This is a genomic window from Photobacterium indicum (assembly GCF_003026215.1).
In the GTDB taxonomy this organism is placed as follows: Bacteria; Pseudomonadota; Gammaproteobacteria; order Enterobacterales; family Vibrionaceae; genus Photobacterium; species Photobacterium indicum.
Window position 1 is genome coordinate 110,305 of the sequence record NZ_PYOC01000009.1, and the last position, 12,719, is coordinate 123,023.

11 protein-coding genes are annotated in these 12,719 nt (G+C 42.9%); 8 read left to right on the forward strand and 3 right to left on the reverse strand.

Features of this window, described 5'->3' with window-relative positions; all coding sequences use genetic code 11:
- Window positions 1-28: 28 nt before the first annotated feature.
- Window positions 29-1,747: a L,D-transpeptidase family protein gene (locus C9J47_RS20165; protein ID WP_107255103.1), complete on the reverse strand. Its 1,719-nt coding sequence runs from the start codon at window positions 1,745-1,747 to the stop codon at window positions 29-31.
- Between the two features lie 512 nt (window positions 1,748-2,259).
- Here C9J47_RS20165 and C9J47_RS20170 point away from each other — a divergent pair.
- Together C9J47_RS20170 and C9J47_RS20175 are read left to right on the forward strand one after the other, a co-directional pair.
- Window positions 2,260-2,754: a MarR family winged helix-turn-helix transcriptional regulator gene (locus tag C9J47_RS20170; protein ID WP_107255104.1), complete on the forward strand. Its 495-nt coding sequence runs from the start codon at window positions 2,260-2,262 to the stop codon at window positions 2,752-2,754.
- A gap of 227 nt (window positions 2,755-2,981) precedes the next feature.
- Entirely contained in the window at window positions 2,982-3,827 is an 846-nt protein-coding gene (locus C9J47_RS20175) for a LysR family transcriptional regulator (protein WP_107255105.1), read from the forward strand.
- Here the strand turns inward: C9J47_RS20175 and C9J47_RS20180 are convergent.
- Together C9J47_RS20180 and C9J47_RS20185 are read right to left on the reverse strand one after the other, a co-directional pair.
- Window positions 3,787-4,557: a TSUP family transporter gene (locus C9J47_RS20180; RefSeq protein WP_107255106.1), complete on the reverse strand. Its 771-nt coding sequence runs from the start codon at window positions 4,555-4,557 to the stop codon at window positions 3,787-3,789. The two genes, C9J47_RS20175 and C9J47_RS20180, sit on opposite strands and share 41 nt — an antisense overlap.
- Before the next feature lie 190 nt (window positions 4,558-4,747).
- A complete protein-coding gene (locus C9J47_RS20185; RefSeq protein WP_107255107.1) occupies window positions 4,748-5,632 on the reverse strand; it encodes a LysR substrate-binding domain-containing protein in 885 nt (294 codons plus the stop codon).
- A gap of 193 nt (window positions 5,633-5,825) precedes the next feature.
- On the opposite strand from C9J47_RS20185, the gene cuyB reads away from it, so the two are divergent.
- The 6 genes from cuyB (at window position 5,826) to C9J47_RS20215 (ending at window position 12,717) form a co-directional block, all read left to right on the forward strand.
- Complete coding sequence (gene cuyB / locus C9J47_RS20190; RefSeq protein ID WP_107255108.1) at window positions 5,826-6,536, forward strand: cysteate racemase; 711 nt, start codon at window positions 5,826-5,828, stop codon at window positions 6,534-6,536.
- 496 nt (window positions 6,537-7,032) lie between these two features.
- A complete protein-coding gene (locus tag C9J47_RS20195; RefSeq protein ID WP_107255109.1) occupies window positions 7,033-8,616 on the forward strand; it encodes an L-lactate permease in 1,584 nt (527 codons plus the stop codon).
- A gap of 151 nt (window positions 8,617-8,767) precedes the next feature.
- Window positions 8,768-9,487 carry a (Fe-S)-binding protein gene (locus tag C9J47_RS20200; RefSeq protein ID WP_107242736.1) on the forward strand — a complete coding sequence of 240 codons (720 nt, stop codon included), beginning with the start codon at window positions 8,768-8,770 and terminating at the stop codon, window positions 9,485-9,487.
- 12 nt (window positions 9,488-9,499) lie between these two features.
- The gene (locus C9J47_RS20205) at window positions 9,500-10,909 is read left to right on the forward strand and encodes a LutB/LldF family L-lactate oxidation iron-sulfur protein (protein WP_107255110.1); all 1,410 of its coding nucleotides are present in this window, start codon (window positions 9,500-9,502) and stop codon (window positions 10,907-10,909) included.
- Window positions 10,910-10,926: 17 nt separating this feature from the next.
- Window positions 10,927-11,673 (forward strand): LutC/YkgG family protein, encoded by a 747-nt coding sequence (locus C9J47_RS20210; RefSeq protein ID WP_107255111.1) that lies wholly within the window; start codon window positions 10,927-10,929, stop codon window positions 11,671-11,673.
- Between the two features lie 138 nt (window positions 11,674-11,811).
- A complete protein-coding gene (locus tag C9J47_RS20215; protein ID WP_107255112.1) occupies window positions 11,812-12,717 on the forward strand; it encodes a LysR family transcriptional regulator in 906 nt (301 codons plus the stop codon).
- The last annotated feature ends 2 nt before the right edge of the window (window positions 12,718-12,719 follow it).

The following is a 12,719-nucleotide window of genomic DNA, read 5'->3' on the forward strand; positions in this document are numbered from 1 at the left end:
AGTGTCTAATTATTGAGAAATAAGTAATTTAATGATTGTAAGCAGATGTATATTTTTGATCGCTTTGCGAACTACCACTCACTTTATCGTATAAATACACATCATCACGGAAGTTCACAAGCCCACCGTCATCAACCCAAGCCGTCTGATAAATGAGGTGTACTTGCACCTTATTCCGAAGCCCTACTGTCTTGGTTTGCTTACGTCCAGATAGCTCATAAAAACGCTGATCTGTAACGCCAGAATAATTGAGTAAGATCAACGCCAAAACATCAGCATTCTCGACCCTTACACAACCAGAACTAAATGCCCGATCATCTTTATTAAATAAGCTTTTGGCTGGAGTATCATGCAGATAAATTGAATTATCGTTCGGAATATTAAACTTATACAAACCCAACGCATTCTTATTGCCAGGCTTTTGACGTAATCGATACGGGAACGTTTTTGCATACAGCATGCTTGGATGAATCGTATGTATTGGAATTTGCTCTGAACTGTTCCAGCTTCGAATGACCGCATAGTTATGGCGATACAAGTAACTTCTATCTCGACGAGCTTTAGGCAAGATGTCTTTTCGCATAATAGATTTAGGGACATTCCAGTAAGGATTAAATACCACTGAATTCACCCTTGATGATATTAAAGGGGTGCGCCGGCTTGGGCGACCTACTATCACTTTACTATCAAATACATGTTTATTATCAAGCCATAAATTAAGCTCATAACCCGGAATATTTACAATTAACACTGAATTATATTCTACAGGCCATAAACGCACTCGTTGAGCGTTTAACGCCAAAACACGAATACGTTCTTTTGGCGTTATGGCAAGCCAGTATCGCGTTTTAGGTCCAATAACGCCATCGACCTTTAATCCATGCCGTTTTTGAAATGTTTTAACCCCAAGAGAAAGCTCGATAGTCAGTGTGCGGAGTTGAGACGCCCGCATTCTATCAGCATCGTATTCTGTTATATCTCCCATTCTTTCAAGAATAGTAATAAGACTGTCAGGATCTTTAAGGCGATCGCCCAGTCGGATAATCCCCTGCTGATAGAACCCAGGCCAATGTTCAGACTCTGATGATTCTAGTGTCTGCATTGCCAGTATCATTTTATTGTAATTATCATTTACAGGCTTAAGCGAGGTAACAAAATAACGCATGCGATTATTGTCAATCGCATCCAGCAAGCGCCCTGTTTGCATCTCGGTAGGCAACGGTAATGGTACATCGACGCCAGTTCCAAATAGCCATCCACGACCAAATTCAGGCAAATTTTCGATATAACTCATATACGCTAACAATGTATCTGTCGCCAATAAATCATACTGGCGCCAATCATTCGCTAATTTGTAATGATTAAGTTGAGAGTAGCGGCGAGACAAGTCAGAACTAACACCCGAAAGAGCGACAATACGTAATTGCTCTTCAAGTTCAGTGGCTGCAAATGCATCTTGCCAGATGGGAGTGTAAGCAAAAGAGGCATAAAGCTGTGCGAGTTTATCAATATATTGGATAGATGAGAGATCATCGGCAACTTCTTTCACCCAAAGTCGCGACTTTTGCTGTTGCAATGCGGCTTCGGGCGACACCACTGGCTCAGATATAAATTGTTGCTGTGTGCTAATGCCTTGCTCAGATAGAAGAGCTGGTGTTGGCGTTAACACTGGCTCATTTGCTGATACACTAACGCTGATGATTGCGCTAAGAAGTAAAGAAATACATGATTGCCGTATCATTGCCATTACTATTTCCCCAAGGATCACCACATAAGTATGGCAAATACACTTGCCTTTGGGCTTAAATGTAGCTTGTACTGGCAATTTTGTGTGTTTCAAAACTACAACAACGTCTGAGCGCTTACACGTTATTCTCAAGTTTAAAAGCTATCATACTGATAGATAAAGGCTCACTTCAGCGAGAATTCTGCATCTTGAGGTAACTGGGGTATATATTAAAAACAAGGCATAAAAAACGCCCCTGCATCAGTAAAACATTTGCATATTTAAGCATTTTCTCTTCAAAATACACCGACAAATACATGCCGTACATATCATTGAGATAAAAATCGTTTAGTGCACTAAACTTTTTATATCAAACGAATATCGTAAAATGTACCGATATAATCGTTCTGAGCGTGTCGCTATTTTAATCAAGTATATCTGAGTTATAAAAAATGTCGTCCAGAGCAAAAACTAAAGCTTCCATGTTAGTTCAGTTTGTTGTACTTTCGCGGCAATTATCTTTGGAGAGTTAAATGGACAAGCACGAAGAAGTTCTCATTGCCCTTCGACAAATTATCCGAGCAATCGACCTGCACTCAAGAAAACTGAATAAAGACGCAGGTTTAACTGGACCGCAACTTGTTTTGATGCGTGCTATCCGTGATTCCGGAGAAGACGTCACTATTCGCCAGCTTTCAAATAACACCAATATGAGCCAGGCGACGGCAACTACCATTCTAGATCGTCTTGAAAAACGAGAACTAGTGGTACGAGAAAGAAGTAAGCTAGATAAACGAAAAGTACACGCACACTTAACTGAAAAAGGTATAGAGGTCATCGCAAAAGCTCCTCTTCCTTTACAAGACAGTTTTGTCTCTCAATATCAAGATCTTGATGATTGGGAACAATCTTTGTTGTTGTCATCAGTTCAGCGTATCTCTTCGATGATGAATGCAGAACATTTAAATGTTGCGCCGCTTTTAGAAGTAGGCAGCATTACGCAGCAAGAAACAACGACAGAACAATAAGTAAGCCACTCAGCTTATTCATTTTGTGCATTGTTATTGCTCAATAAAGAAAGTCGATTTTTATTGGCTTTCTTTATTTATACCCAAAACACCTTCTTGTGGTACGCCCACAGTGAACGCATTACTCCCTTCTATCACTGTATATCAAGTAATAATCTTCCAACCCCTAGCTTTCAACCTAAAGCATGATTATATTAATTCCAATAATTCAATGATTGGATAACAGTGTGCTATTAGAAGGAATCGAAACATTATTGGTGTTGGCTAAAGAAGGCACCATGAGTAAAACAGGTAGCCGTCTATATATAAGCCAATCAGCCGTCAGTAAACGTATTGCAAGACTAGAGAAGAGATTAGGCAAAAAATTAATCGAACCTGCTGGTCGTCATATCAAACTAACAGCCGATGCCATTACGCTTATTGACAATGTCGGACCAAGCTATAAAGAAATAAAAGGGCTGATCTTTGATCAACAACCTTATCAAGACCATACCCTCATTAATCTCGCCTGTTCCGAAACCTTAGTCGCTGGCTATCTGGGTAATATGATGGGGGCTTACATTCAGCATGACCCATACATTAGCATTACGACTCACCATACCCCGTTCATCATCGAGAGAGTGCAATCTGGCGATGCAACAATTGGCTTTTGTGCTGGGCATTTAACCCCCCAACATGGCCTATCGACTCGTCACCTATTCAATGAACCTTTCTCTGTTATTAGTCACCAACCATTGCGACAGCAGCCCCAGCAGTTACTGGTTAATGACTTCAATAATCCATCAAATGCTAACCAAGCCAGCTTGCTTCAAAAAGCAGGCATTATTCCGTTAATGGAGATGGACTCTTATACAGCAGCTGCACAACTGGCATTAGGTGGTGTTGCACCTGCATTAGTACCTGTTTCGATCATCAAAACCTTAAAAATCGAACCAATTTACTGCCATCATTTTGAGTTTCTTGATGAGCTCACCCGTCCGGTTCATTTATGCTACCGCCCGAAGAGCTATCAATCAGATCGTGTTAATAAGCTTATTGAAACCATTGCGGATTCTGTTCCCAAAGCAATTTAATCGCCATTACCATCGAGATAATCACGACCATAGGTCGGATAAGTTTCTGCCCTTTAGAAATGACTACCTTTGCCCCCATACGTGCACCAATAAAGCCACCAACCGCCATCAACAAACCTATTTCCCAAATCGGTAGCCCAGCCATTATAAAGAATAATAATGCTGCAAAATTGGACGTAAAATTAAGAATTTTTGTTCTTGCCGTTGCTTCCACTAATCCAAATTGAGCAATAGCAACAAAACAAACCGTAAACAAAGAGCCCGCACCTGGCCCAAAAAAACCATCGTAAAATCCGATACTTGTACCAACGGTGAAAGCAAAGGCATTCTCTGACAGCTTCGGAGTGCCTCCTCCCTTACCCGTTTGAGGGGCAAATAGAAAATACAACGAAATACAAACCAGTAAAGCAGGGATCAGACTTGTTAGCACCCCAGCATCAATACGCTGAACAAGCAAAGCACCAATGGCAGAACCAATAAACGTAAACACAATCGCGTTACGCATTTCCTTCAAACTGACAAAACCGTTGCGAACAAAATATAATGAAGCAGAAAAGCTGCCAAACGAACCTTGAAGTTTATTTGTGGCCAATGCCTGAGCTGGCGGTACACCAACGGCAAGTAAAGCAGGTACGGTTATCATTCCGCCGCCGCCAGCGATCGCATCAATAAAACCTGCTACACCTGCCACCAAAAACAGTAACCCAAGAATTTCAAACGACAAGTCCATTTAATAATGTCTCTTTTAACAACCAGTAAGAGCGATGACGGTAACACTACGCACGAATAACGAATAGCGAAAGATAGGACGACAACCCATTCCACCTAGGAATTGGTAGTAGAATGTAACCAATGAAATGAAGTCACATCTTTTCCCGAAATTTAAGAGTTCGTAAACTCACCGGTATAATTTCGTCGATTCATTCACCGTTCAAGTTGCGCAATGTTTGCCATACTTGCTCACCTGCTGGGTGTAAACGAGCCTGGTAGCGATAAGCATAATAGGTGATCGGTAATCTAAGATAGGGTTCACCGACAACCGCCACTTTCCCGCTCGCCAATTCTTCCTGTATAGCATAATCCGGTAACCAAGCGACTCCCTGCCCTTTGAGTACCAGTACTTTAAGTAAATCTGTCATCGATGATAAAAATACTGCCTTCAGGTTAACCTGATCACGAATAGCTTCAATTTGACGCCCCATATAAGAACTCGGACTGTATGCCAGCCATGGCACTTCTGTGTCTTTGGTGAGCTGATAAAGTGGTTGCCCCTCACTATTACACGCACAAACTGGCAACAGCTCCGCCTGTCCAATTTGTAATGATTGATAGGGTGGTAACCGAAGCAACTCATCATCAAATGCTAATAACAAATCACAACTACCTTCTTGCAGCTCCTCAATTGCCTGATCGACATCGATCGCTTCAACACTCAATAAGGGGCTATGCTTACCCGCCAATAACTTAGGCTGAATAGACGGTACAAGGCTAGTTGCTAATGAGTGTGCAGCCGCCACCCGAACCATATTACCGCCAAGTTTCGATAAATCAGACAATTGACCAATTCCATCCACCATTTGGTTCATCAGGCTACGGGCTGTTATCCGAAATAATCGACCACTGGGCGTAAGAGAAACAGGCGTCTTGCTTCTATCTACCAATTCCGTACCCACCATATGCTCCAATGCTTTAATCCGTCGACTAAAGGCTGGCTGGGTCACATTGCGTATTTTTGCTGCCAAAGAAAAATTTCGAACATCCGCGAGAGCCAGAAAATCTTCTAACCACTTACTTTCTATATTCATAAGATTTGAGCTAAAGATAAAAAAGTAGTATATCGAAACGAGCAAGCTATCCAGATATATTTCAACCACTCATGATCACAGTTTAATTATTTAGTCATACGGATTCGGCATAATAGCTTCAGCAACGGCATTTCTAATCGAACTACCGTCATCTTATAGTAATTGCAGTTAATAATACTGTAGGAACAATAACATGAGCAGAAAATTAGGAATTCTTGGTGGTATGGGTCCATTAGCAACTGTTGAATTTATGCAGAAAATTATTTCACGTACCCCTGCTCATAATGACCAACAACATATTCCGATGCTTGTTAGTAATAATCCACAGATTCCAGATAGAACCGCGTATCTTATCAGTAACGGTGAAGATCCATATCCAGCACTAAAACAAGGTATGGAACAATTACAGCAAGCTGGCGCCGAATGTATTGTTATGCCCTGTAATACAGCCCATTATTGGTACACTCGCCTAAGCAATAGCTGCAACGTACACACCATCAGCATTATCGACAGTGTTGTTGACGAAGCGAAACACCGTCGCTACCGCACCGTCGGTCTGCTCGCGACAACCGCTACAATGATGGCAGGCATGTACCAAACAAAACTGGCTCAACAGCAAATCAATGCTATCGAAACTACCGATTCGGAACAGCAAGCAATAATGAACGGGATCTACGCGGTCAAAGCAGGGAATGTAGAACACGGGAAGCAACTTATGCAACCCGTCTTTGAAGCAATGCTAAACCGTGGTGCTGAAGCCGTTATTTTTGGTTGTACCGAAATACCTGTCGCGCTTGCAAAACAGACAATTTCTCAGCCACAGCACTGTTTAGATTCTCTCGACATTTTAGCTGAGCAGTGTGTTCATTGGGCCCAAGCAGATACGCCAGAGCTCGTCGCATAATCTTGTCTTAAATCGTAAATATGTAGAGAAAGTTTACAACAGGAAATTCATCAAACCCCATGTAATGTCGTAACTTTACGACATTACATTTCTTCTGCGATATCCCTCTCCTTTGTCATTCAGTAAAAACACCCTAATCCGCTATTAAACACACACTTCTATTGGTGCATTGCTACAAAATTATTGTTTCCAATACTGCTCCAATCAGTTATCAGCAAAAAGACCAGAAAAAAAGTAAGTGATTGAAAGGTACTGAATTAATGATACAGGGTTGATTTAACATCTAAACATCAATCACAAATTGATGATTTGTCTGATGAAACCATCAATAAAAAAACATAGCGCCAATCCGCTTGATACTTAAAATATTCTACTCACGACGTCGTCATTGCAATTTCGTTAAACAAAATTACAAAGCAGAAAAGGTCATTCCTGCCTTCTTTATTAAGAAATAGCTTTCTATAACAATAAGATTCACGATGGAGTGAAAGTACCCATGTTAAACCTGATTATTTCGGTAGTCCCTATTTTGCTATTGATATGGATGATGACCAAGCGTAATGCTTTGCCATCCCACATAGCTTTACCTACAACAGCGGCACTCATTGGTATATTACAACTTTTTTATTTTGGTTCGGATTTCACCCTTCTTGGTGCCAATATTATTGCTGGAACCTTGTCAGCTATTACGCCAATATCCATTATTGCTGGCGCTATTTTGCTTAACCGTACTATTGCTTTATCTGGTGCAGAAGACGTCATACGTCAATGGTTGGAAACAATCAGCCGAAATCAAGTCGCCCAATTAATGATCATTGGCTGGGCTTTTGCCTTCATGATAGAAGGAGCATCAGGTTTTGGTACCCCAGCGGCGATTGCTGCACCTATTTTAGTCGGCCTTGGATTTAATCCTTTAAAAGTAGCAATGCTTGCCTTGGTTATGAACTCTATACCTGTTTCTTTCGGGGCTGTGGGTACACCAACATGGTTTGGCTTTGGCAATCTTGGGCTTACAGATGCAGAACTATTAATTACAGGCCGTAATTCTGCATTAATGCATGCTATTGCTGCTTTTGTTATTCCCGTAATTGCCCTTCGCTTTGTCGTAAGCTGGCAGCAAATTCGTCGTAACTTTCTTTTTATCCAGTTAAGCGTATTAGCCTGTACTATTCCGTACTTTCTACTTGCTCAGTGGAATTATGAGTTCCCATCACTCATTGGCGGCGCCATTGGTATGGCAGGCTCCATTTTACTTGCGCGTTCTAATATTGGTTTAGAAACACCAAACGAAAGTAATCTAGATAAGCCTAAACACATTCCACGGTCTCAAATTATCAAAGCCATGAGCCCGACACTGATTCTAATCAGTATTTTGATTGTCACCCGTATTCAACAGCTAGGTATCAAAACCATGCTGAACGATGCCACGCCATTATTCAACTTCCAGTTAGGCGCATTCGGTGACCTATCTATAAGCCAAGCCCTGATCATCAAGCTAACCAATATTTTAGGTACAGATACGGCATGGGCCTATAAAACCCTGTATGTACCCGCGCTGATCCCTTTCTTATTGGTTGTGTTGATTTCAATTCCAGTATTAAGCCTAACCAAGCCAATGGTGAAGCAAGTCTTCAGCGAAACGGCAAGCCGAATAAAAATGCCATTAATCGCCCTTATTGGTGCTTTGATTATGGTCAAGCTCATGATGATGGGTGGCGACAATTCACCAATAATGACAACGGGGCGCGCTTTCTCCGAACTAACGGGCGCTAACTGGCAGTATTTCGCCTCATTCTTGGGCGCACTTGGTGCCTTTTTCTCTGGTTCGGCAACCGTGTCTAACCTCACCTTTGGTGGGATCCAACAAACCATCGCTCACACTGTCGACCTACCACAAACCACCATTTTGGCACTTCAGTCAGTGGGAGGGGCAATGGGTAACATGGTCTGTATCAACAATATTATTGCCGTCTCAACCATTTTGGGAATTGCCAATAAAGAAGGTTACATCATTAAACGCACAGTCATTCCTATGATGCTTTATGGGGCGATTGTCGCGGTGGTGAGTGTGTTTATCTAACCCTACAAAATACGCACCGCTATAACAATAAATCCGGCAGCAATGACTGCCGGATAACCTACGGCCCCGAGAGTTAATCGACAAGGGCGAGTACAGCAACTTCGGTTGCCAAAACGAAATACATGGCGGATCACCGTCAACTGGAGCAATTATGAAGGTAAACTTTTTCGTCACCTGCTTATGCGATACCGTTAAAGCCGAAGTGGCCAAAAAAACGGTCATGCTACTTGAACAGCTTGGCTGCGAAGTCATTTTTCCCGAGCAACAAGGATGCTGTGGCCAACCTTCGCTAAACAGCGGGTATATCGAAAGCAGCAAGCCGGCCATGAAAAATTTAATCAAGGCATTTGAATGCAATGACCTGCCAATTGTCACGCCTGCAGGATCGTGTGCGGCATCGATCAAACGCTACCCTGAATACCTCGCCGATGAACCCGAATGGGCAGAACGTGCACAACATGTTGCCGATCGCCTGTTCGAGTTAACGCAATTTATTGTCAACCAGCTAGGAACAGTCAATGTAGGCGCTCGTCTTGAAGGCCGAGCGGTCTACCACCCATCATGCAGTTTGATCCGCAAACTCAATGTACGAGAAGAACCATTAGCCCTACTTGCTAACGTTGAAGGATTAGAGATGCTACCCATCGAAAATCAGGAAACCTGCTGCGGTTTCGGCGGCACGTTCTCCGTCAAAATGGCTGATATCTCTGCAGAAATGGTGAAAGAAAAGGTCCATCACATTTCAGCAGTTGAGCCTGATTACTTAATCGGTGCTGACATTAGCTGTTTGGTTAATATTGGTGGACGTATTAGCCGTGAAGGCAAACCTATAAAAGTATTGCACATTGTCGATGTGCTGATGAGCCGCTAAGGAGATCACACTATGTCAATGAAAACCAGCAAACTAAAATTCAAAGAACGCATCAAAGTTCAAATGAAAGATGACTTTATGCGTGAATCTGTCGCCAATGCTCAAACCCGCATGTACACCAATCGCCAGATAGCGGCTGATAAACTGGGTAACTGGGAGCAGTGGCGAGAAATGGGCATGGATATTCGCGACCATGTGCTAGAAAACCTTGATTACTACCTCCACCAGCTTAGCGAGAACGTGAAAAACAATGGCGGACAAGTTTTCTTCGCCCGTACAGCCAGTGATGCTACCAACTATGTAGAAAGCATTATCAAAGCGAAAAATGCTAAAAAGGTGGTGAAGTCCAAATCAATGGTCACAGAGGAAATTAACCTTAATCAGATCATTGAACGTAATGGCTGTGAGGTCATTGAAACAGACTTGGGAGAATACATTCTACAAGTTGACGATTGCGATCCTCCATCGCACATCGTTGTACCTGCTTTACACAAAAACCGTTACCAGATCCGCGACATATTTAAAGATAAAATTGGTTATGAAGGTAGTGAAGATCCTGAAGAGCTGACTCGATATGTCCGAGATTATATTCGCCACGACTTCTTGCAAGCCGACATTGGGATCACTGGGTGTAACTTCGCGGTTGCCGAATCAGGCACTGTAACACTGGTGACCAACGAAGGTAATGCACGATTAGCGACAAGCCTACCCAAAACCCATATCGCTGTTATGGGGATGGAGCGTATTGTTCCTACCTTTGAAGAGCTCGATATTGTCATCAGCCTACTATGTCGTAGTGCGGTTGGTATTCCGCTCACGGGCTATGTAACTGCACTAACCGGTCCTCGTGAGGAAGAGCACCTTGATGGCCCAGAAGAGTTTCACCTTGTCATCGTCGATAATGGACGCTCTGATATTCTAGGCTCAGAATTTCGCGACATTCTACGTTGTGTACGTTGTGCAGCTTGCGTTAACACTTGCCCTGCTTATCGCCATATCGGTGGTCAGTCATATGGGTCTATATACTCAGGTCCCATTGGTGCAGTTCTGTCACCCCTATTAGGTGGCTACGATGACTTTAAAGATCTGCCCTACGCCTGTAGCTTGTGCCGAGCCTGTCATGATGTTTGTCCGGTCAAAATCCCTCTTTCCGATCTGCTACTCAAGCACCGCCAGAAAATGGGAGAGGAAAAAATCACCCCGCTTGCCGAGCGAGCTGCAGTAGGTGCCTTTAACATCATAAATGCTCACCCACTCTTGTGGGATAAGACGGTAAAAATAGGGGCAACTGTAGCAAGTGGTTTGATCCGAAACGGTAAACTGCCTTTGCAAATGGGAGCTATTAGCGAATGGACTGAAGCGCGTGATCTACCGCAGCCTGATGGTCAATCTTTCCGTAGCTGGTTCAAAAACCGTAACTAATTTTAGGAGTGGTAACCATGAGTCAAATTCATAACCGCGACAGCTTTCTCGATAATATAGCGAATAAACTAGGGCGCCCACGCCAAACTGAACCAGTTGAGCGCCCTAAGCTAAAGCACACTTGCCACCATGAAGTAATGGCTGAGTTTAGTGTCGATGAACTCAAAGATGTGCTCGTTAATTACGCCCGCACGGCTTTGGGTTCACAGGCTATTGAAACAACAAAAGCAGCACTTACCACTACCCTTGCAGACGTCTGTAAAAAATACTGCACTGATGAGGATAACAGTACTGATGCCACTCAGGTACCTTGCGAGACAATAGTCTCTGCAGACCCTCGTCTGCTGGCCATATTTGACCCAGAACAACTTGATACTCCTGAGCATATTGTTCATATTTGGGATACAAAACTTGGATATGGTCCGAATATTGAGGTTGCCGAGCGTGCAAAAGTGGGGATTGTTTTCGCCGAACAGGCTTTAGCCGAATCTGGCACTATGGTGCTATACAGCCAGCCAGCGCAAGGTCGTGCCATTAGTCTATTACCGGAAGCATCTATCTTTGTCGTGCCCAAAAGCCACCTCGTTGCACGACTCACTCAGGCCACTGCGGTTTTACATGAAAAAGCCAAGAAAGGTGAACGCCTACCTTCTTGCGTTAACTTTATTTCAGGTCCAAGTTCAACCGCCGACATTGAGCTAATCAAAGTTATTGGTGTACACGGCCCTATTTACGCAACCTACGTCATCATTGACGACATGTAAGTGCGAAGCCTAATCGCGGTATAACCGTCTAAGGTCAGCCTTCTAGTTATTCATATCATAACTAGGAGACTGACCTTTTCCTCTTTATACTTATATCAACCCCGTACTTATACAAACCCAACGACGAGAAACATCCAAATGCCTCAAATCGATGATCTGGTTCTTTTTACGCAAGTTATAGAACATGCCTCTTTTAGCAAAGTGGCTGAGCTAAACAAAATCACTAAATCAGTCGTCAGCAAGCGGATCAGCAAGCTTGAAAATCAACTTGGGGTACAGTTGATTTACCGCACCACGCGTAAACTCACGCTCACCGAACCAGGCTCGATACTTTATCACCGTTCAAAAGATATTAACCAAGTTGCCCAGTCAGCCTTTGATGCCATCACCGGTTATAATGAAGCTCTATCCGGTAATATAAGAGTATCCGTTCCAACCATTTCAGGAGAACTATTACTTGCTGAAGCTCTTTCTGATTTTTGCCAGAAGCACCCTGGGCTAACAGTAGAAATGTCGATGGATAATCACTTTGTTGATTTAGTCGCTCAAAACTATGACTTAGTAATACGCACAGGCTACCTTGAAGACTCAAGCTTAATTGCCCGCCACATATTCAATTCTCGCTGGGTGATCTGTGCTTCAACCGATTACCTAGAAAAAAATGGCATTCCGGAAACACCAAAAGCCCTTCAACACCATAACTGCCTGGGGTATACCCAACAAAGCACAGGTCCATTTGATTGGCTATTCATTCGCAATAACACTGAAACTTATACGCTTAAAGTAAACGGCAACTTTTCTTCGGATAACGCCGTCGCCCTGCGTAAAGCAACATTGGCGAATAACGGGATTGCTTACTTACCCACTTGCTTGGTCTTTGATGATCTTAAGTCAGGAAAGTTGATAGAGGTGTTACCGGAGCATTCCGGTAAAGTGGTGGGAATTTACGCTGTATACCCTTATACAAAAAAGCCATCGAAGCGAATTCAAGCGCTCATTGAACATATTCGCGATCGCTATATCACAATGAAAGAACGATTTTAACG